At 68.5% G+C, this 23275-nt stretch carries 7 protein-coding genes (1 of these 7 running past the window's edge); 5 read left to right on the top strand and 2 right to left on the bottom strand.

Translation table 11 applies throughout. From position 1 onward, the window contains the following. The first annotated feature begins 12 nt into the window (after positions 1-12). The gene (locus QM841_RS17760) at positions 13-708 is read left to right on the top strand and encodes a GntR family transcriptional regulator (RefSeq protein ID WP_283332966.1); all 696 of its coding nucleotides are present in this window, start codon (positions 13-15) and stop codon (positions 706-708) included. Positions 709-735: 27 nt separating this feature from the next. Here the strand turns inward: QM841_RS17760 and QM841_RS17755 are convergent, their stop codons facing one another. Continuing rightward, positions 736-1671, bottom strand: coding sequence for an esterase/lipase family protein (locus QM841_RS17755; RefSeq protein ID WP_283332965.1), 936 nt, complete (start codon positions 1669-1671; stop codon positions 736-738). A gap of 230 nt (positions 1672-1901) precedes the next feature. Here QM841_RS17755 and QM841_RS17750 point away from each other — a divergent pair, with 230 nt between their 5' ends. From QM841_RS17750 to QM841_RS17735, 4 genes are read left to right on the top strand one after another with little or no spacing between them, the layout of a single operon-like run. Further along, positions 1902-2339 carry a chorismate mutase family protein gene (locus QM841_RS17750; RefSeq protein ID WP_317569268.1) on the top strand — a complete coding sequence of 146 codons (438 nt, stop codon included), beginning with the start codon at positions 1902-1904 and terminating at the stop codon, positions 2337-2339. Then, the gene (pabB, locus tag QM841_RS17745; RefSeq protein ID WP_283332963.1) at positions 2339-4411 is read left to right on the top strand and encodes an aminodeoxychorismate synthase component I; all 2073 of its coding nucleotides are present in this window, start codon (positions 2339-2341) and stop codon (positions 4409-4411) included. The genes QM841_RS17750 and pabB overlap by 1 nt, the downstream gene beginning before the upstream one ends. Continuing rightward, positions 4408-5340, top strand: a complete 933-nt coding sequence (locus tag QM841_RS17740; RefSeq protein WP_283332962.1) for a prephenate dehydrogenase/arogenate dehydrogenase family protein — start codon at positions 4408-4410, stop codon at positions 5338-5340. Before pabB ends, QM841_RS17740 begins: the two co-directional genes overlap by 4 nt. Continuing rightward, positions 5337-6296, top strand: coding sequence for an AurF N-oxygenase family protein (locus QM841_RS17735; RefSeq protein ID WP_283332961.1), 960 nt, complete (start codon positions 5337-5339; stop codon positions 6294-6296). The genes QM841_RS17740 and QM841_RS17735 overlap by 4 nt, the downstream gene beginning before the upstream one ends. Before the next feature lie 73 nt (positions 6297-6369). On the opposite strand, the gene QM841_RS17730 is transcribed toward QM841_RS17735, so the two are convergent. Next, on the bottom strand, positions 6370-23275 hold the 3' portion of the coding sequence (locus QM841_RS17730; RefSeq protein WP_502943274.1) for a non-ribosomal peptide synthase/polyketide synthase. It continues 16823 nt past the right edge of the window; only the last 16906 of its 33729 coding nucleotides appear in the window; the start codon falls outside the window, past its right edge; it ends in the stop codon at positions 6370-6372.

Raw genomic sequence — 23275 nt, 5'->3', positions numbered from 1 at the left:
AAGGAGTTCTCCATGGCATCGCCCTCCGTGTCACGATCCCCAGCGGGCCGCACCCTGCGCCGTCGACCCCAGCTGTCGGACGACGTCGCCGTGCACGTCCGTAACCTGATCATGTCCGGGGGCGTTCGCCCGGGTGACTTCATCCGGCTCGACGAGACCGCGGCGGACCTGGGGGTCAGCGTCACACCTGTCCGTGAGGCGCTCCTGACCCTGCGGGGCGAGGGACTCGTCGAACTGGTTCCTCACCGCGGGTACGTCGTCGCCCCGCTCAGCCGGGACGACATCCACGACCTCTTCTGGCTGCAGGGGCAGATCGCCGAGGAACTCGCGGTCCGCGCGACGCGGTCGGCCACTCCGGAGGCCGTGGAGGAGCTGACCGCGATCAACGAGAAGCTGCGACGCGCCGTCGAGGACGGCGACGCCGACCGCATCGAGGACCTCGAGTTCTCGTTCCACCGGGTCATCAACCGGCTTGCCGACGCGAGCAAGCTGTCGTGGTTCCTGCTCAGCGCCACCCGATACACCCCGGTGCAGTTCTATTCGTCCGATCCGGCCTGGGGCGAGTCGGCGGTCGACAGCCATCGCCGTCTCATCGCCGCCCTCGCCGACGGGAAGGCCGGCGTGGTGGGTGCCGAGAACAAGGCCCACTTCATCGACGGCGCCCAGCGGCTGGTCGCGCATCTCGACGAGGTCGGCATCTGGGATTGACCGGCACCACCGGTCCCCGGCGCCGGGTCAGCACGGTGCGGGGTTGCGATCTCCGTACGTGGGGTCCAGCGCCCGTTGGATGATGTACACGGCCCGCGGATCGGTGGTCAGCTGATTGTGTTCGGCCGTGTTCGCGTCGCAGCCGTCCTGGAGCCAGATGTTGTGCACGACGGCCCCCGGACCGGCCGTCAGGAACGTGTTCTCCGGCGGGGTCGACACGGTATCGCTGCGACTGGCGACCACCGTGTACTCGATGCCCGGGTCGGTGTCGCCGCCCGCGTTGAGGAGCTGAAGGAAGGGCGAGCCCACCATCTGCTGGATGTAGGACGGTCCGACCGCGACACCGGCGAGCGTCGTGACCGGCACACCCAGTGCCTGCGCGATCGCGCCGAGCGATTGGACGTCCCCGAAGCTGGTGCCGTGGTTGGTGGCGCCGAGCGTGACGAGCGAGTGCACCTTGTTCAGCGCCGGGTTCGTGCGGTCCGCGCCGCCGTCGAACCGCAGGTACTGGCGGGACACCGTGCCACCGAGCGAATGCCCGATCATGTCGACCTGCGAAGCGCCGGTGGTGGTGCGGACCTGATCGACGAAGCCGGCGAGCTGCTGAGCGGACTCCGCGATGTCGGCGCCGCCGAACATGCGCATCATGTTGCCCTCGGTCAGACCGGCGGCCTGTCCGTAGTTGAGGGCGAAGACGCAGTAGCCCTCCGCGTGGAGCGCCGGAGCGAGGTCCTTCCACGTTCCCACCATGCCCGTCCAGGTGCCGTGCACCAGCACGACGGGACGCGGATGTGCCGCGGATGGCTTACAGCTCCAGTCGTTCGCCCCTGGAAGCACGGACGGATCGACCACGGGCGCGGGTTCCGCTTCCACGGGATCCGCTGCCGCTGGTGCCGCGCCGCCCAGCATCACAATGCCTGCCAGCACGAACATCAGAGCCCTACTGGCCGACGATATACGCATATTCCTCGTATCCTGAGTGAGCGGAAATAGACTTCAGGTTACGTTAGCCAACCGTCCATCAAAGTCTCAACTCGAGATCGAGACTCTGGGGGTGATAACCCACCTGGTTCGTATTCGGCCGATCGAACACGGTCCTCCCGGCCATCCGGGAGGCTCATGGAAACGAACCACCAACGACACACGATAGTCGGGAAGAGAAAGCTACTGCCGATCGAGTGAGTGGGGCGATTATGTACTTCTCCGTAGGACAGCGGAACGGCGACGATTCCGGAGAGCATTCTGACGCCTCGGCGCAGCAGGCACTCGACGGTCTGCGCGCGGAACTCGACGCAGTCGACGCGACCCTTCTCGACGCGGTCCGGCAGCGCTTGGAGGTGTGCCTGCGCATCGGCGAACTGAAGCGACGCGAGCACATCGCCATGATGCAGCCCGGCCGGATCCACATCGTCCACGAACGGGCGCGACAGTACGCGGACAGCCACTCACTGTCCCCGGAGTTCTTCGACTCGCTCTACGACCTTCTCATCGCCGAGACCTGCAGGCTCGAGGACCTCGTGATCAACGCGGAGCCCGCCGACGAGGGGCTCTACCACAACGGACACCACGACCACCGTGACAACCACCACGTTCGTCACAGTTCCGTGCCCTCTGCGAATGTCGAGTCGTGATGAGTACCCGGACGCTCCTGGTCGACAACTACGATTCCTTCACCTACAACCTATTCACCCTCCTGGCCGAGGTGAACGGTGAACCCCCCACGGTCGTGCACAACGATGTGGAGTGGGATTCGATCCCCTGGTCCGACTTCGACAACATCGTCATCTCCCCCGGCCCCGGACGCCCGGAGCGGCAACGGGACTTCGGCATCAGTGCGCGCGTCATCACGGAGACCGCACTCCCCGTCCTCGGCGTGTGCCTCGGCCATCAGGGGCTGTGCCAGCTGTTCGGGGGCAGTGTGGTTCTCGCACCCGAACCGATGCACGGCCGGGTGTCCCTCGTCGAACACAACGGTTCCGAACTCTTCGCGGGCATTCCGTCACCGTTTCCGACGGTCCGCTACCACTCGCTGATCGTCGAGGATCTCCCCGACGACCTCGAGGTCACCGCCTGGACCGCCGACGGCCTGCTGATGGGTGTCCGTCACCGCACTCGTCCGCTGTGGGGCGTCCAGTTCCACCCCGAGTCGATCAGCACCGCCTTCGGTCACGAACTGCTCGCGAACTTCCGCGATCTCACGCAGACGCATTCCGGGACACCCACGCACGGTTCCATGCTCAGAATCCCGATTCCCCACGCGCCGTACGTGGTCCAGCAGGTGCGCGTCGACCACGAAGTCGATCCCCGCACCACATTCGAGGATCTCTTCGCGTCCGGGCCCAACGCGTTCTGGCTGGACGGGACGTCGGCATCGGAACCGAATTCGCGGTTCACCATCATGGGCAATTGCTCCGGCCCACGCGCCGAATACATCACGTACGACGTCAGCGAAGCGATCGTCCGGATCACTCGCGAGGGGTTGCCGGTCGAACAGGTACATGCACCGTTCTTCGACTACCTCGAGCGGCAACTGCAGGCCCGGTCGGTGCCCGGCCTCCCGGGTGTGCCGTTCGGCCTCGGCTACGTGGGGTACCTCGGCTACGAACTGAAGGCCGAGACCGGCGGCACGGCGGCCCACAAGTCGCCCACCCCGGACGCCGCGCTGGTGTTCGCGGACCGCGCCGTCGTCATCGACCATTCCGGCGAGCGCACCTACGCGCTGTGCCTGAGCGATCACCAGGACGATCCGGAGTTGCGCCGCTGGCTCGACGAGATGGAGGTGGCGCTGCATCGGCTGGCCGAGCCGGACAACCCGCCGACCGCAGTGTCGCCGATCCGGAAGCCGGAGTCCGCCGAGCTCGCCCTGCGCCACGAGCACGACAAGTACCTCGAACACATCGCGACCTCGCTCGGCGAGATCCGGACCGGCGAGTCCTACGAGGTGTGCCTGACCAACATGGCGACGGTGGACCAGTCGATCGATCCCCTGCACACGTTCGAGTTGCTGCGCTCCATCAGCCCCACCCCGTACAGCGCGTACCTCCAGTTCGCCGGACTGTCCGTTCTCAGCGCCTCCCCCGAACGGTTCCTCAGGATCGGCGCGGACCGGGTGGTGGAGTCCAAACCCATCAAGGGGACGCGGCCGCGCGGCGCGACCCCCGCCAAGGACGCGGCGCTGCGGCAGGACCTGCTCGACAGCGAGAAGGACCGCGCCGAGAACCTGATGATCGTCGATCTGACCCGCAACGATCTGGCCCGGGTGTGCGTTCCCGGATCGGTGCACGTTCCCAAGCTCTTCGACGTCGAGACGTACGCGGCCGTGCATCAACTCGTGTCGACCGTGCGCGGGACCCTCAGCGCGGATGCCTCCGTCGTCGAGTGCGTTCGCGCCGCCTTCCCGGGCGGATCGATGACGGGCGCCCCGAAGATCCGGACCATGGAGATCATCGACCGGCTCGAGTCCGGGCCGCGCGGTGTGTATTCCGGGTCGATCGGCTACTTCTCACTGACGGGGACGGCCGACCTGTCGATCGTCATCCGCACGATCGTCGCCACGGACACCGAGGTGACGTTCGGCATCGGCGGCGCGATCACCGCCCTCTCCGACCCGGAGGAGGAATTCGACGAGGCGATGGTCAAGGCCGCCACCATGTTGCGAGCACTGACCGTGACGGCAGACCGGCCGAACGAGATCGGGCCGTGAACGTCCCGGCCGCATCCACCCGGACCGTCGCGCTGATCGGCGGCTCCGGCGATGTCGGCCGGATGATGGCGGCTCGGCTGCGTGCCGACGGAAACACGGTGCGCACCATCGACATCCGCTTCACCGACCGGTCCGACCCGGATCAGGTGAAGGGGGACGTCACCGACCCGTCGCCGGAGCTGCGGGCGGTGGTGCACGCCGCCGATGCGGTGATCCTCGCGATCCCCGAAAGCGTCGCGATGGAGGCGATTCCGTTCGTCGTCGCGGAGCTACCCGAACACGCCCTGCTGGTCGACACACTGTCCGTGAAGTCCCGATTCGACGCCGCCCTGCGTGACAGCGCGTTGCGCAACGGCGCGGTGGGCATCAACCCGATGTTCGCGCCTTCCCTCGGACCGGAGGGCCGCCCCGTCGCGGCGGTGACCTACCGGGACAGCGATGAGGTCGAATGGTTCCTGTCGGTGCTGTCCGGCTGGGGGTCGTCGGTGGTCCGCCTGGACGCCGAACACCACGACCGGCTCACGGCAGCGACCCAGGCACTGACCCACGCCGGCGTCCTCGCGTTCGGCCTCGCGCTCGCGGACCTCGGTGTCGACGGCGCCGAACTCACCGCGGTGGGGACCCCTCCCCATCTCGTGTCGCTCGCACTCCTCGCGCGGGTCGGCGGAGGTGTCCCGGAGGTCTACCGGGACATCCAGGCGGGCAATCCGTTTGCGGGCGAGGCCCGCCGCGCGCTCGCCGCGGCGCTGACCACTCTCACGGAAACCGTCGAGCGGGGCTCGGAGGACGATTTCGCTTCACTCATGTCCCGCTCGACGTCGGCGCTCGGCGACCGGAGCGAACCCCTCGCCCGGCTGTGCGCCGACCTCTTCACCGATCTCGTTCGCAGGCAGCCGCAGTCGTGGGACAGGAACGGAGATTCGCCATGACGCCCCAGAAGACTCCCTCGCTCCCGGAGTACGACCCGGCGGATCCGGTGGAGAGCGCCGTCGTGTCCCGGCTCGCCCGGAACTGGGGACAGCGGGCGACCGTGAAGAAGCCGGAACCGGACCTCGACGCGCTGTTCGATCTCGACAAGCAGGACTACCCGAACGAGTTGCTGCCCTTCGCCGATCACGATCGGTTCCTCGGCATGCGCGAGGAGCAACGGAACCAGCTTCGGGCCTGGGCCTGGATCGCTTTCAACAAGAACGTCATGGACATCGAGCAGTACGTGGTCAATCCTGGGTTCGACCTCGTCGCGCACGATGCCCTGGACACCGGGCTCGGGGACACGTTCGCCGTGGCCGTCCACCAGGCGATGGTCGACGAGCAGTACCACACCCTCATGCACCTGAACGCGAGCGCGGTCACGCGCAGGCAACGCGGTTGGGCGATGCCGAACAACGCCCTTCCCGACGTCCTGACGTTGCGCCGTCAACGCGCGGCGACTGCCGATGCCGCCGACCCGAGGAAGCGGGCGATCACCACGTTCGCCTTCATGACGGTGGCGGAGATCTCGATCAGCTCCTACCTCGACCTGATCTCCGAGAACGACGTCATCCAGCCGGTCAACCGGGCGACGGTCCGCCTCCACAACCGCGACGAGTACTGTCACGCCTCGATCGCCGACGACATCGCGGTCGTCGTCTACGACACGCTGAGCCCCGACGACCGCCACCACTTCCTGGACGGGCTCGTCGACGCGATGACGGCATTCAGCAGCAACGACTACTCGACGTGGCACACCATCGTCGACATCCTGGAGCTGGGCGGCGGACAGGCGATGATCGACGACGCCGAACACGACACCCGCCGATCCGCACTGGTCCAGGATTTCGGTGGCATCCACAAGCTGTGCAAGCACCTCGGCGTCGCGGGCGAGATGTCCTTCGAGTGGGCCTGACTCCGCGGCGACGGGAACCGACGGGGCCACGTGGTGGGAAGGCTCGGAGCCTTCCCACCACGGGTCGCGGAGATCAGCGCCCGGATCGCTCCTCGGCCTGAGCCACGAGCGCGGCGAGCGCGGCCACCCAGAACTCCCCGAAACGGTCCACCTCCGGCGTCGAGAGGACGCCGGGCGGGAAGGACATGAACGCCGACAACTGCAGGCCCTCCGCGGTTTCCGAGATCACCGACTGGATGTCGAGAACGGCCTGGGCGGGCATCGCGCTCTTCTCGAATCCACCCGTGACGGGCGATTCGAAATCGGGCAGCCAGTCGAGTCCGCGTACCGCCTCGGGAACCTCGGCCGCGCTGACGCGTCCGATGTAGTTGAACACGATCTGCGGTTCCGACCAGTTCCTCATGACCGCCGACGTGTCGGGGTTCAGGTACCGGAGCAGCCCGTACCCGATTCCCCGGTCCGGGATCGCGCTCAGCTGATCCCGCACCGCGTGTACGGCGTCCGCCGCGCTCGCGCCACCCTGAAGGGCATCGGCGATGTCGACCCCGGCGAGGTCGAGACGTGCCGGGTACATCGTGGTGAACCAGCCGACCGTCCGCGACAGATCCGCACCCGGCACCGTGGACTCTTCACGTCCGTGGCCCTCGAGGGTGACGACCGTCGACGAAGCCTCGACTCCGCGGTCGCGCCGCCATGCGGCCACCGCCAACGCGAGGGCTGCCGCGAGGACGTCGCCGATCTCACCGTCGAGCGCACCCGGCGTGCCACCCAGCAATGCCTCGGTGACCGGTGCCGGAACATCCACCCGGGTTCGTTCCAGCGTGCTGACCAGATCGGTTCCCAGGTCCAGCTCACGCGATCCGAGCAGCGGATCCGGGCCGGTCAGCATGTGTTCCCACACCTCGAGTTCGGCCACCCGCTCCGGCTTGACCGCCGCCTCGAGCAGACCGTCGGTCCAGCGCCGCAGCGACGTTCCGACCGGCTCGAGTGACGGCGACGTGCCGGCGGCGATCTGCGCGCCCGCGGTCGCGAAGTCCGGTACCAGGATCCGCCACGACACGGAGTCGATGACGAGGTGGTGCGGCACCACGAGGAGCCGTCCGCGCCGATCCGACTCGGCGGGGTCGAGCCAGACGAACTGGAGCATCGACCCGGTGCGCGGATCGAGGCGATCGAGCGCCGCGTCGAAGGCCGCACTCGCCACCGCATCGAACTCCGGCGAACCGGGCTCGTCGCCGGCCGCGATTTCCACCCGCTGCACGGTGGCGTCGATGTCGACGCTGCCCGCGGGTGCGATCTCGAGCGCGTCCTCTACACCGGACGTGACCAGAGTCGACCGCAGCACGTCGTGCTTGTCGACCACGGCGGCGATCGTCGCGGTCACCTGCTCGCGTTCGATCCCGGCGGGCAACGTCAGCATCAACGGCATGACGAACCGGTCGAAGTCGCCGCCGCGCTCGACCATCTTGCGGGCGACCGGGGTGAGCGGCACAGTTCCGACGCCACCACCCTCGTACTCCTGCAGTGCGGCCGCCGCGGACTCGCCCGAATCGGCCACCGCGGCCAGCTCGGCAACGGTGCGCCGCTCGAACACATCTCGCGCGGTGAAGTGGATACCGGCCGAACGTGCCCGCGCCACCAGCTGGATGGACACGATGCTGTCGCCGCCGAGCTCGAAGAAGGAATCGTCGATTCCGACGCCCTCCCGGCCGAGCAGTTCGCCGAACACGGTCGCGAGTGCACGCTCGGTGTCGGTGCGCGGCGCCCGGAAGTCGGCCGCCGACGCGAAGTCCGGCACCGGCAGCGCGCGCCGGTCGAGCTTGCCGCTGGTTCCCAGCGGAAGTTCGGCGAGAATCATCACGGAATCCGGAATCATGTACTCGGGCAGCGATTCCGCGACGAACCCGTTCAGTGCCGCCGGGTCGAGAACCGCGTCCGGCTTCGGCACGACGTAGGCGACGAGCCGCGCACCCACCTCGCTGTTGTGGACGATCACGGCGGCCTGCGCCACGTCGCGATACCGGACGAACGCCTCCTCGACCTCGCCGAGCTCGATACGCAACCCGCGCACCTTCACCTGGAAGTCGGTGCGGCCCACGAACTCGAGGACGCCGTTCTCGTTCCACCGGACGAGGTCGCCGGTGCGGTACATTCGCGCACCCGAATCGCCGAACGGGTTCGCGACGAACCGTTCCGCGCTCATCGCGGAACTGTTGACGTAGCCGCGAGCGAGTTGCGCGCCGTCGAGGTACAGCTCACCGGGAACACCGACCGGCGCCGGGTTCAGATGAGCGTCGAGCACGTAGGCCCGCGTGTTCCAAGCCGGCGAACCGATCGGTGCGATCGTCGTCGTTCCCGACGGCTCCACCACGTGGGCCGTCGAGTTGATGGTCACCTCGGTCGGGCCGTACAGGTTCACCAATTCCGCGGAACCGAGACCGGCGACCCGCTCGGCCGCCGACTGCGGCAGCGGCTCACCGCCCGCGAAGACCAGGCGCAGCGAACCGCACCGGTCGGCCGTCGCGGCATCCAGGAACATGGTCAGCACCGACGGGACGAACTGGATCACCGTCACCGCTTCCGTGCCCACGGTCGCTGCCATGTAGTCGGGGTCGCGGTGACCGTCCGGCGACGCGATCACGAGAGTGCCACCGACCACCAACGGCAGGAACAGCTCCCACACCGAGGCATCGAACGTGAACGGTGTCTTCTGCAGCACCACGTCCTGCGCGCCGATGCCGTAGACGTCCCGCATCCACGCCAGCTGGTTGGCGAGCGCCGAATGCGGAATCGCCACGCCCTTCGGACGTCCCGTCGAACCCGACGTGTACAGCGCGTAGGCCAGGTTGTCCGGGCGCAACTCGGCGAGCCGCTCGGAATCGTCGACCGGGCCGTCCGCGTACTCGGACAGGTCGAAGTCCTCGACCAGGTACACCGGCACGTCCACGTCGAGATTCGCGATGTCGTCGGCCAGGCTCAGCACACACGTCGGCATGGCACTGTCCACCACGTACGAGGTGCGGTCCGCCGGGTGCTCCGGGTCGATCGGCACGTACGCGCCGCCCGCCGCGTGGACGGCGTAGAGGCTGATCACCATGTCGAGCGAGCGTCGCATCGCGATGCCCACCACCGAGTCCGGCCCCACCCCGATCGACATCAGGTGCCGCGCCAGACGATTCACCCGCGCGTCGAACTCCGCGTAGGTGAGGCGCACATGGTCCGCCACCACCGCCGTTCGATTCGGTGTGCGGGCGACCTGGGCGCCGAACATCGACACCACGGATTCGTCGGTGACGTCGTGCCCCGAGTCGTTCCACCCGGACAGGACGAGTTCGCGTTCGTCGCCGGTCAGCAGATCGAGATCGCCCACCAGCGTGGAACTGCCTGCCGCGATGGTCTGCAGGATCCGGTTCAGCCGGGACCCGAGCCGCTCGACGGTGTCGGCGCCGAACACGTCCGGGAGGTACTTCAGGACCAGTTGCACCTCGCTGTCCGACTGGGCCAGCAGGCTCAGCGGGTAGTGCGAGGCGTCGCTGATCTGCACTCCGGCGACCCGGAGCCCGTCGATGTCGCTGTCCTCGGTGAGACCTGCGCGGTCCACCGGGTACGACTCGAACACCGTCAACGTGTCGAACAGCCCACCGATTCCGGCGATCTGCTGGATCTCGGGAAGACCGATGTGATGGTGGTCGAACAGCGTCGACTGTTCCGCCTGCAGTCGCTCGAGCAGTCCGAGGAGCGACTCACGGGGATCGATGCGCACGCGAATCGGGATGGTGTTGATGAACAGGCCCACCATCGACTCGATGCCGGCGACCTCCGGCGGGCGACCCGAGACGGTGGCGCCGAAGACGACGTCGTCCGAGGCCGTCATGCGGGCCAGCAGCAGACCCCATGCCGCCTGGACGATCGTGTTCATCGTCAGGCCGCGGTCCCGGGCGATGCGCGCCAGGTTCTCGCTGACCACCTCACCGAGGTGCAGCGCGAACTCGGCCGGCTCGGGTCGGTCCTCGCTGCTCGGCGCCGGGGCCAGCACGGTCGGACCGTCCAGTCCCGCCAGTGCGTGCGCCCACGCGCTGCGCGATGCGTCGGTGTCGCGTTCGGACAGCCAGCCGAGGAAGTCGCGGTAGCTGCGCACACGCGGCAGCACCGAACCGTCTCCGCGGGTCGCGTACAGCACCAGCAGGTCCTTCATCAGCAACGGCATCGACCATCCGTCGAGCAGGATGTGGTGGTTGCTGATGGAGAACCGGTAGCTGTTCTCACCCGTGCGGATCAGCAGGAACCGCATCAGGGGCGGACGACTCATGTCGAACCGTGCCGAACGATGTTCGCTCAGAACGGAACTCATCTGCTCCTCGCGTTCGGTCCCGGACAGACCGGAGAGGTCGAGCTCTTCCCAGGGCAGTGCGACGCGGTCGACGACCACCTGGACCGCGGTCCCCGAATCGTCGGGGACGAACGCCGTGCGCAGGTTCGCGTGACGTGCGATCAACGCCTCCGCCGCGCCGCGGAGCCGGCCGGTGTCGACGATGCCCTGGAAGTCCAGCACCACCTGAGCGGTGTAGACGTCGACCGCGTCCTCGGCGAGAACGGAATGGAAGAACATTCCGGACTGCAGCGGGGCGAGCGGCCACACGTCGGTGGCGTCGGGGTAGCGCCGCTCGAGCGCCTCGAGGTCGTCCTGCGTCACGGACACCAGCGGAACGTCGGACGGTGTCAGACCGCCGCCGTTCGGCCCGGAGGCGTGCTCGGCCAGCGCGGTCGCCGCGGCGTGCCACAGTTCGGCGAGCTCCCACACGTCCGCCTCGTCGAGAATCTCGGTGGCGAACGAGATCTTGGCTTCGATCTGGGGACCGGACGCCGTCTCCGACGTCACCGCGTTGATGCTGAGCACCGCGGGCGCCACCATGTCGTCGTCCATGGCACCGCCGAACTCACCCGAATCGCTGTCGGGGATCCAGCCGAGATCCCGGATCTCGGCGGGCAGATCCACCGAGCCCGCGCGACCGAGGTAGTTGAACCCGATCTGCGGAGTCGGCAACGATGCCAGCGCCGCAGCGGTCTCCTCGTTCAGGTAGCGAAGCAGGCCGTAGCCGATGCCCTTGTCGGGCACGGCAAGCAACTGTTCCTTGACCGCCTTCAGTGCCGCGCCTGTCGACGTCCCGCCGTCGAATGCGTCGTCGAGATCGGCCCGGGAGACGTCCAGCCGCACCGGGTACAGGCTCGTGAACCAGCCCACCGTGCGGGAGAGGTCGGAACCGGGCACGGTCGCCTCTTCCCGGCCGTGTCCCTCGAGGTTGATCAGCACCGAGCGATCCTCGGTCCCGTTGCGGAGTCCACGCCAGCGCGCGACCGCGAGAGCGAGAGCCGCGAGGAGGCCGTCGTTGACACCGCCGTTCACGGACTGCGGGATCGTGGTGAGCAGCGCCTGCGTCACCTGCGTCGAGAACGTCATGCTCAGGCGGTCGGTCCGGGCGATCACGTCGCGTGCGGGATCGAATGCACGCTTTCCGATCAGCGGATCCGTGCCCGCGAGCATCCCGCGCCAGAAGTCGAGTTCCGCCACGCGGTGCGGCGACTTCGCCTCCTCGACCAGACCGTGCGCCCACGCACGGACCGAGGAGCCGACCGGTTCGAGCTGCGCCGGCTGTCCCGCCGTGATCTGCGAACCCGCGGTCGCGAAGTCCGGCAACAGCACTCGCCAGGACACACCGTCGACGACGAGGTGATGCGCGAGCACCAGCAGGCGGCCGCTCTGCCCCGGCAACGACGCCGCGGGAGCGAACCACACGAACTGCGTCATCCGGCCCGACGCCGGATCCAGCCGCTCCGCCGCACGGTCGAGAGCCGCGCGTGCCAGTCTCTCGAATCCGTCCGTTCCCGGCTTGTCGGTGAACTCGATCTGCTCGATCAGGTCGTCCGCACCGAACGCCTCTTCGGTGGGGAGAGCCTCGAACGCCCAGTCGTCCCCGGTCCGGGTGAGCCGGGATCGGAGAATGTCGTGGCGTTCCAGGACAGCATCCACCGTGGCCACCAGCTGATCCCGCGTGACCGCAGGCGGGGTGGTCAGCAGAACCGCCTGCGAGAACTTCTCGAAGGTCCCTGCCGTCTCCACCAACCAGTGCGCGATGGGCGTGAGCGGAATCGATCCGACGCCGCCGCCCGGCAGCTCCTCGAGCTTCACCGACTCGACGTCGGTGGCCCACGCGGCCACGTCGGCCAGCGCCGAGACGGTCTTGCGCTCGAAGACGTCCCGAGCCGTGAACAGCACCCCCGCGTTCTTCGCGCGGGTCGTCAGCTGAATGGACACGATGCTGTCGCCGCCGAGGGCGAAGAACGAGTCGTCGACGCTGACGCGGTCCACACCGAGCACCTGCGCGAAGACGTCGGCGATGGCCTTCTCCATCGCCGTCGACGGCGCGCAGTACTCACTGGCAGCCGACACGAACTGCGGCTCGGGAAGCGCCTTGCGGTCGAGCTTTCCGGCGGGCGTCAGCGGCACCGAGTCGATCGCCATGATCGACGACGGCACCATGTACCCGGGCAGGGTCTCGGACACGAACGCCGACAGTTCCGCGACGTCGATCGACGCGCCGGCAGCGGGCATCACGTACGACACCAGCACGGTCTGACCGGTCTGCTCGCGGTGATGGCCCAGCGTGACCGCGAAGTCCACGCTCGGGTGGCTGCCGAGTTCGGCGTCGATCTCACCGAGTTCGATGCGGAACCCACGGACCTTCACCTGGAAGTCGGACCTGCCGACGTAGTCGAGGACGAGGTCGCCGGTCTCCCCGTCGTGCACCCAGCGGACGACGTCGCCGGTGCGGTAGAGCCGCTCACCGGGACCGCCGAACGGGTTCGCGACGAAACGCTCCGCCGTCAGGGCGAACCGGTTGTGATAGCCGCGTGCCACGCTCGGACCCGCCACGTACAGCTCACCCGCGACCCCCACCGGGACGGGCGTGAGCCGGGAGTCGAGCACGACCACGTCGACGCCCCGGGTGGGACCACCGATGGTGACGGGCAGATCCGCCTTCATCGGGTTGCTCGACGTGCTCCAGATCGTCGCCTCGGACGGCCCGTACAGGTTGAACATGCGCCGGCCCGGCGCCCACTTCTGCATGAGTTCCGGCGGGCAGGCCTCGCCGGCAACCGACAGCACCTCGATGCCGTCCAACCCGGCCGGGTCGACCGTGGTCAGAGCCGCGGGCGTGATGAATGCGTGCGTGACCTTCTGCTTCTTCAGCAACCGGGCGAGTTCGTCGCCGCCGTAGACGACGCCGGACGCGATGACCATCGTCGACGCGGCGGCCACGGCGTGCAGCAGTTCGAACACGGACGCGTCGAAGCTCGGCGAGGCGAAGTGCAGCACCCGCGACTGCGGAGTGAGGCGGAGTCGCTCGACCTGCTCGGTCGTGACGTTCGCCAGCCCGGTGTGGGTGACGACGACGCCCTTGGGCAGACCCGTCGACCCCGACGTGTAGATGACGTACGCCGCGTCGTCGACCCGGGTCGGACGGATGCGGTCGGCGTCGGTGACGGCCTCGGACGACACGGACGCACAGTCGCCGTCCATCTCGTCCTCACCGAGCACCAGCCAGCGCACGGTGTCGGGCAGCTCGCCGACGTGGGCGCCGGTGGTGAGACCGACCTCCACGCGGGAGTCCGTGACCATGTGCAGGATCCGGTCGAACGGGTAGCTCGGATCGACGGGCACGAATGCGGCGCCGGTCTTCGCGACCGCCCAGATGGAGAGGATCGATTCGACGGAACGCGTCAGCGCCAGTGCGACGAAGTCGTCGGCCCCGATGCCCCTGCCGATCAGGACGCGGGCGAGACGGTTCGAGCGCTGGTCCAGATCACGGTAGGTGACCTGTTCGTCGCCGCACACGACGGCGACGGCATCGGGGTCGACCGCTGCGGCGGTGGCCAGGATGCTCGACAGGAGCTCGGGTGCGGCGCTGTCGGCGCCGCGCACGGGTGCCAGCACCGCGTGCTCGTTCTCGCTCAGGACGTCGATGTCCCCGATCAGCACGGAGGCGTCGGCAGTAATCGCCTCGAGGATGCGCTGGAAACGGAACGCGAACGACGCGATCGTGCGTTCGTCGAACAGATCCGTCGCGTAGGTGAAGACGCCCCGCATCGGCGCGGCCCCGTCCGCGCCGGCTGCGTCCGCGAGCGTGAGCTGCAGATCGAACTTCGCGGCGCTGATCCCACCGTCGAGTCCCTCGACCGTCAGACCGGGCAGCTCCAGGTGCGCCTGCTCGATGTTCTGGAAAGCGAGTGCTACCTGGAAGAGCGGCGAGAACGCCGTGGAGCGTTCCGGCTGGAGGATCTCGACCAGCCGCTCGAACGGCACATCGGTGTGCGTGAACGCACCGAGGTCGTGCTGACGCACCTGCGCGAGGAGGTCGGCGAACGTCGCGTCGACGTCGACCTGGGCCCGCAACACCAGCGTGTTGACGAACATGCCCACGAGGTCGTCGAGCGCGGCCTCGCCACGACCCTCGATCGCCGTACCCACCGCGATGTCGTCCGTGGCGCTCAACCGAGCGAGCAGCACCGACAGTGCCGCGTGCGCGACCATGAACAGCGACGCGTTGTGCTCACGCGCCAGCGCCCCGAGCCGGTCGCGTAGTTCCGCGTCGATCTCGAAGTCGAAGTTCGCGCCGCGCATCGACTGCGCGGGCGGCCGCGGCCGGTCCGTCGGCAACGGCAGCACGTCCGGCAGACCGCTGAGCGTGGTCCGCCAGTAGTCGATCTGCTTGGTGGCCAGTGAATCCGACGCGTTCTCGTCGCCGAGCAACTCGTGCTGCCAGAGCGAGAAGTCCGCGTACTGGACGTCGAGAGGAGCCCAGGCAGGTTCGGACCCGGCGGCGCGCGCGCTGTAGGCGATCACCACGTCGCGCGCCAGCGGTGCCGTCGAGGCACCGTCGGAGGAGATGTGGTGGACCACGATGACCAGCACATGCTGCTCGGCGTCGATCCGCAGGAGACGCGCGCGGACCGGGACGGCCTTCGCGACGTCGAAACCAGCGGTGACGAGGGAGATCACGCGCTCACGCAGGGTGTTCTCGTCGGCGACATTCTCCACGTCCAGCGAGGTGAAGCTCCGGGTCCGCGACAACACGACCTGGCCCGGACCGTCTCCGGTGTCGGGATACGTCGTGCGCAGCGTCTCGTGCCGTTCGACGACGTCGCCGAGTGCCTGCTCGAGCGCCGAGACGTCGAGGTGGCCGGTCAGCCTGATCGCCAGCGGAATGTTGTAAGCCGCCGACGCCGTGTCGAACTGGTTGATGAACCACATGCGGGACTGCGCCGGGGACAGCGGAATCCGGGCCGGACGCGGTTGCGGCACCAGGGCCGGGCGGCTCGCGCCCGCCGAATCGGACTGCTCGGCGCGAGCCGACAGCGCGATCACCGTCGGAGCCTCGAACAGTTCGCGCACACCGATCGACGTGTCGAGCGCGGCGTTGACGCGGGCGACCACGCGTGTCGCGACCAGCGAGTTGCCGCCGAGGTCGAAGAAGCTCGTGTCCACGCTGACCCGCTCGTGACCGAGCACGTCCGCGAAGACTCCCGCGACGATCTCCTCGACGGGCGTACGCGGAGCCTTGTAGTGGTCCACGGCGCCACCGAACTCGGGTTCGGGGAGCGCCTTGCGATCGAGCTTGCCGTTGATGTTCAGCGGCAGCGCGTCGAGGGCGATCAGCGCGGACGGCACCATGTATCCCGGCACCGACCGGCCGGCGAACGTGAGAACGTCCGCGTCGTCGACGGAGACGCCCTGCTCCGGCACCACGTAGCCGACGAGCCGGTCCCCGGTGTGACGGTCGTGGTGGACCACGACGACGGCCTGCGCCACCGACGGGTGCGCCACGAGCGCCCGCTCGATCTCGCCGAGTTCGATCCGGAAACCGCGGACCTTGACCTGGAAGTCGCTCCGGCCGACGTAGTCGAGATTACCGTCGCGGTTCCACCGCACCAGGTCACCGGTGCGGTACATGCGCTGTCCGGCGTCGCCGAACGGATTGGCGACGAACCGTTCCGCAGTGAGGTCGTGGCGGCCGAAGTAGCCGCGCGCCAACTGCTCGCCCGCGAGATAGAGCTCACCCGTGACGCCGGCGGGAACGGGGTGCAGACGCGAATCGAGAACGTACGTCTGCGTGTTCCATTCAGGCCTGCCGATCGGCACCGAACCGTCGCGCTCGTCGCCGCACCGGTAGTGGGTGACGCTGACGGCGGCCTCGGTGGGGCCGTACAGGTTGAAGATCTCCGCGTCGGAGACGTCGCGGAAGCGGAGCATCGTGTCGGCAGGCAGTGCCTCACCGATGCAGAGCACACGTGTCAACGACACCAGCTGGGCCGGTTCTGCCACCGCGACGAACGCCGACAGCAGCGAAGGCACGAAGTGGACGGTCGAGACCTGCTGCTCCGCAACGAGTGCGGCCAGGTACGACGGGTCGCGGTGGCCGTCCGGTGTGGCGACGACCAGACGTGCGCCCGCGGTCAGCGCCCACCAGAACTCCCACACCGACAGGTCGAACGTCGCCGCCGTCTTGAGCAGCACCGAATCCTCGGCGGTGAGCGGGTATTCCGACTGCTTCCACCGCAACTGGTTGGCGATCGCTCGGTGCGCGATCGCCACACCCTTCGGGCGGCCGGTCGAGCCGGACGTGTAGATCACGTACGCGGCGTTCTCCGGCCGCAGCGGCGCGATCCGCTCCGAGTCGGTGAGCGGGGACGGGTCGATTCCGCCCAGATCCAGTTCGTCGAGAAGGAGGTAGTCGACCTCGCCCGGCAGTCCCCCGACGACGGCGCGGGTCGCCAGGACGCAGACGGGTTGCGCACTCTCGAGCACGTACGCGGTGCGCTCGGCCGGATGGTCCGGGTCGATCGGCAGGTACGCACCGCCGGCCGCGGCGATCGCGTACATGCCGACCAGCAGTTCCACCGAACGCGGAATCGCCAGGCCGACCACGGTTTCCGGGCCGACCCCGCGGCCGACGAGATGCCGGGCCAACCGGTTGACCCTCGCCGAGAAGTCGGCGTACGTCAGCGACTCGCCCTCGAACACGAGAGCAGTGACGTCCGGGTTCTCCGCGGCGACGCTCGCGAACATGTCCGCGAGCGTCGTCTCCGGCAGGGCCCGCTCGGTGTCGTTCCATCCGGACACCACGAGCGCGCGCTCGTCGCTGCTCGCGAGCGCCAGGTCGCCGACCGCGGTCCGCGGCGAATCCACCGCGGCGGCCAGGACGCGGCGGAACATGTCCGCGAAACGCTTGACGGTGGCGGCGTCGAACAGGTCGGTGGCGAACGTGAACACGCCCGACATCTGCTCACCCTCGGGGCTGTCGCCCAGGATCAGATGGAGGTCGAACTGGGCGGTGTCGCCCTCGACCTCGAGCGGTGTGACGGTGAGGTCGGGCAGTTCCAGCTCGGCCTTCGTCGTGTTCTGGAACGAGTAGCCCACCTGGAAGATCGGATGGTGGGCCATCGAGCGTGCCGGGTTCAGGACCTCGACCAGGCGCTCGAACGGGACGTCGGCGTGCGAGAACGCCTCGAGGTCGGCCTCCCGGGCACGATCGAGGATCTCGTCGAACGTCTGCTGCCCGTCGACCTGCACCCGCAGTGCGAGGGTGTTGACGAACATGCCGACGACGTCGTCGAGTTCGCGCTCGCCGCGGCCTGCGATCGGGGTGCCCACCGAGATGTCCTCGGCGCCGGACAACCGGCTGAGCAGCACCGCGAACGCGGCGTGCACGGCCATGAACACGCTGGCGTTGTGCCTGCGGGCCAGCGCTGCCAGACCGCGGTGCACCTCGGCGTCGATGGTGAAGTCGATCCGCGACCCGCGCAGGGACTGCACGGGCGGTCGCGGCCGGTCCACCGGCAGCTCGAGGAGGTCGGGCACGCCGGCCAGCGTCTTCTTCCAGAAGGCCAGCTGGGCGGCGATCAGGCTGTCGGGGTCGTCCTCACTGCCGAGGAGTTCACGCTGCCAGATCGCGTAATCCGCGTACTGCACCGGGAGCGGCGCGAAGCCGGGTTCCCGGCCTGCCGCCCGCGACGCGTACGCCACCATGACGTCGCGCACGAACGGCGCAGTGGATTCGCCGTCGGTGGACACGTGGTGCACGACGAGTGCCAGCACGTAGTCCTGCGGGCCGACCTCGAACAGTCGCGTCCGGATCGGCGGAACGTCGGCGGTGACGTCGAATCCGGCGGTGACCATCTCCACCAACTGCTCGCGCAGTTCGTCGTCCGACACCGCAGCGGGCGTCAGGTCCAGCCGGACCTGGTCGGCGGGGAGGATCACCTGACGCGGGCCCTCCGGCGAGTCCGGGTAGATCGTGCGCAGCGACTCGTGCCGGTCGAGCACGTCGAGCACCGCGGACTGCAGCGCGTCCACGTCCAGCGCACCGGTCAATCGGACCGCGAGCGGAATGTTGTAGGCGGGCGAGTCCGGGTCGAAGCGGTTGATGAACCACATCCGGGACTGCGCCAGCGACAACGGGACGAAGGCAGACCTCTCCCGCGGCGCGAGGACGGGCCGCGGTCGGACGTTCTCGTCGGGGGTGCCGATGCGGGCGGCGAGGCCCGCGACCGTCGGCGCCTCGAACAGTTCCCGCACTCCGATGCGACGACCGAAGACCTGCCCGGCCCGGGACACGACACGGGTGGCGCTCAGCGAGTTTCCGCCGAGGTCGAAGAAGCTGTCGTCGACGCTGACCTGCGCGAGTCCGAGCACATCGGCGAAGATGCCTGCGATCGTCTCTTCCGCCGGCGTCGTCGGGGCACGGAACTCCGCGCCCGCGGTGACGAACTCCGGCTCGGGCAGCCGCGCGCGATCCAGCTTGCCGATGCCGGTCAGCGGGATCTCGTCGAGGAGGATCACGACGGACGGCACCATGTACGGCGGAAGCGTCTCGCCGACAACCGACTTCAGCAATTCCGGATCGACCGTCGCACCGTCGACGGGCAGGACGTACGACACGAGGGTCGTCAGCCCGGCCGGGTTCTCGCGACCCACGGTCACCGCGAACTCGACGTTCGGCTGCGCGGCCAGTGCGGCGTCGATCTCACCGAGTTCGACGCGGAATCCGCGGACCTTCACCTGGAAGTCGGACCGGCCGACGTACTCCACCCGGTGTCCGTCCGCCCAGCGCACGACATCGCCGGTGCGGTACATGCGCGCGCCGGGTTCACCGAACGGGTTGGCCACGAACCGCTCCGCCGTGACCGACGGACGATTGTGGTAGCCGCGGGTCACCGACGGACCGCAGATGTAGAGCTCGCCGGGAACGCCCTCCGGCACCGGACGCAACCGCGAGTCGAGGATGAGGGATTCGACGCCACGCAGCGGCGAACCGATCGTCACGCGCTCGCCCGCCACCATCGGTTCGGTGATGGTGACGATGACCGTGGTCTCGGTGGGTCCGTACGCGTTGCGCATCTCGCGGCCGGGAGCCCACCGCGCCACGAGTTCCGGTGTGCAGGTGTCGCCGCCGACCACGACGGACGTGACGGAGTCGAGGCCGTCGGGGTCGACGGTCATCAGCGCCGTCGGTGTCATGACTACGTTGTTGACCCGTTCGCGGCGGATCAGGTCGGCGAGTTCGTCGCCGCCGTAGACGTCCGCGGGCGAGATCACCAGGGTGGCGCCCGCGCTGAACGCGGCGAGCATCTCCCCGACCGACGTGTCGAAGCTCGGTGACGCCACGTGCAGGAAACGGGAGTCCGGTGACACGACGTAGTGCTCGCGCACCTCGCGGGTGAGGTTCGCCAGACCGCGGTGGGTGACCACGACGCCCTTCGGCTTACCCGTCGAACCCGAGGTGTAGATGAGATACGCCGGGTGGTCGACCGTCAGCGCGCAGCGCAGATCCGCGTCCTCCACCGCGTCCGCACTGCGGGCACCGATCTCCTCGGCAGCCGCGGTCTCGTCGAGGACGATCCACGGCACCGTGCCGGGAAGGTCGTCGTGATGGCGGGCGACCGTCAGTCCGAGGACCGCCTCCGAATCGGACAGCATCTCGCCGATCCGCTCGAACGGCAGCTTCGGGTCGACGGGCAGGTATGCGCCGCCGGCCTTGGCGATCGACCAGATCCCGAGGATGGATTCGACGGAACGCGTGATCGCCAGTGCGACATAGGTCTCCGGCCCCACGCCCCGATCGATCAGGACGCGCGCCAGCTGATTCGACCGCTCGTCGAGTTCCCGGTACGTGACCTCGCGTCCCTCGAAGGTCACCGCGACCGACTCCGGGCCGATCTCGACACCCGAACGCAGCAGTTCGGGCAGTGTGCGCGGCTCGATCGACTGCGGTCCGCGGACCGGGGCGATCGCGGCCTTCTCCGCGGCGTCGAGGATCTCGATGTCGCCGAGGACCACGTCACGGTCGGCCGACACGGCATGGAGAATCCGGCCGAACCGGTCCGCGAAGCTCAGAACGGTCTGCTCGTCGAAGATGTCGGTCGAGTAGTTGAACGTCGCGGCGATACCCGCGGCGGCCCCGTCGACGTAGCGCTCGCCGACGCTGAGCTGGAGGTCGAATTTGGCGACCTCGAGCGGGGCGTCGAGCGCCGAGATCTCGAGACCCGGGAACTCCATCCGAACCGATTCGTTGTTGTCGAACGACAACGCCACCTGGAACAGCGGCTGGTGCGCCGTCGACCGTGGGACGTCGAGTACCTCGACGAGACGCTCGAACGGAACGTCGCTGTGGCTGAACGCATTCAGATCGGTGGCGCGCACCTGTGCCAGCAGGTCGGCGAAGGTGTCGTCGGGACGCACCGACGCGCGGAGCACGAGGGTGTTGACGAACATGCCCACGAGCCTGTCCAGTTCCTGCTCGCCGCGGCCGGCGACCGGCGTGCCGATCGCGACGTCCGTCTGCGAAGACAGCCGCTCGAGCAGGACCGCGAGCGCGGCGTGCACGACCATGAAGAGGGTCGAGTTCGTTTCCTGGGCGATCGCGAGCAGCCCACGGTGGGTCTGCGCGTCGATCGTGAACCGTGCCGACGCGCCGCGCAGCGACTGCACCGGCGGCCGGGGCCGGTCGGTCGGCAACTCGAGCACCTCGGGGAGCCCGCCGAGCGCCTGCTGCCAGTAGCCGAGCTGGCGGGAGACCAGCGATTCGGGGTCGGACTCGTCACCGAGCGACTCACGCTGCCACAACGCGTAATCGGCGTACTGGACGGGCAGCGGTTCCCACCCGGGAGCGCTGCCGGCGGAACGCGCCGCATAGGCGGTCATGATGTCGGTGAAGAGGGGCGCCAGCGACGCACCGTCGGCCGAGATGTGGTGCACGACCATCATCAGGATGTGGTCGGTGGGGTTCACCTCGAAGCAGGCGACCCGCACCGGCACCGTCTCGGTGACGTCGAATCCGGTGGCGCCGAGTTCACGCAACCGCGCGTACAGGTCCTGCTCGTCGGCGACCGGGGTCGGGGTCAGATCGGACACCACGTCGGCTGCGGGCAGCACGAGCTGGTGCGCGTCCTCGTCGCCGACCGGGAAGACCGTCCGCAGCGACTCGTGCCGCTCGACGACGTCCGCCCACGCCGCATTCAGCGCCGCCGGGTCGATCGAGCCGGTCAACCGCACCGCCAGCGGCAGGTTGTACGCCGGGGAGGACGGATCGAACTGGTTGACGAACCACATCCGCTGCTGAGCCAGCGACAGCGGGATGCGGTCGGGCCGCGGACGGGCGACGAGCGCGGGACGCTGTTCGCCGGTACTCGCGGTCGCCTCGAGCAGCTCCGCGAGTTCCGCGACCGTCGGATTTTCGAAACACTCCCGTACCGACAGGTGCGCACCGAGCGCGACCCTGAGCCGGGCCGTGAGCCTCGTCGCGCTGATGGAGTTGCCACCGAGGTCGAAGAACGAGTCGGTGGACCCGACTCGATCGGCGCCGAGCACCTCTTCGAAGACCCTCGCCACGATCGTCTCGACCGGCGTACGAGGGGGTACGTACTCCACCGCGACGGTGGTGAACTCGGGCTCGGGCAATGCCTTTCGATCCAGCTTCCCGCTGGCACCGAGAGGGAAGCTGTCCAGGACGACGATGCGGGCGGGCACCATGTACGCGGGCAGGAGCTGCGCCGCTGCGTCCTGCACCGACTTCGTGTCGATCTGGGCGCCGGACCGCGGAACCACGTAACCCACGAGATTTTCGCCGGTCGCGTCGCTTCGATGGATCGTGACCGCGGCCTGCGCCAACGACGGATGCGACAACAACGCAGCCTCGACCTCGCCGAGCTCGATCCGCAGGCCACGCAACTTGACCTGGAAGTCGCTGCGTCCGAGGTACTCGAGGTTCCCGTCGGCGCGACGTCGAACGACGTCGCCCGTTCGGTACATTCTCTGCCCGGCGCCGCCGAACGGGTTGGCGACGAACCGGTCGGAGGTCAGATCGCTACGTCCGACGTAGCCGCGCGCCAACTGGGTGCCCGCGAGATACAGCTCGCCGGGGACCCCGACCGGCACCGGACGAAGACGCGAATCCAAGACGTGGAGATCGGTGTTCCACACCGCACTTCCGATGGGCACGGTGCCGCGAACGTCCGGGTCGACGTGCCCGGCGGTCGCGTGCACGGTGAATTCCGTCGGACCGTAGAGGTTGTGCAATTCGGCATCCGACAATCCGCGGAACGCCTCGGCGGTCGCCGGCGGAAATGCCTCGCCCGCGACGAGCACCACTCGAAGGCTGAGCAGGTCGTGTCGATCGGCTTCGCCGACGAACACCGACAGCATCGACGGCACGAACGACGTTGCGGTGACGCCCTCACGCGCAATCAACGCCGCGAGATACTCGGGATCACCGTGACCGTCGGGTGACGCAATCACCAGACGAGCACCCGAGACGAGCGTCGCGAACAACTCCCAGATCGACACATCGAATGTCGCCGGAGTCTTCTGCAGCACGACATCGTGTGCGCCGAGCCCGTACTCGTCGACGATCCACGAGATCTGG

Source organism: Rhodococcus sp. IEGM 1307 (assembly GCF_030056915.1).
Lineage (GTDB): Bacteria > Actinomycetota > Actinomycetes > Mycobacteriales > Mycobacteriaceae > Rhodococcus_F > Rhodococcus_F opacus_D.
This window is presented reverse-complemented; position numbering and strand designations above follow the sequence as displayed.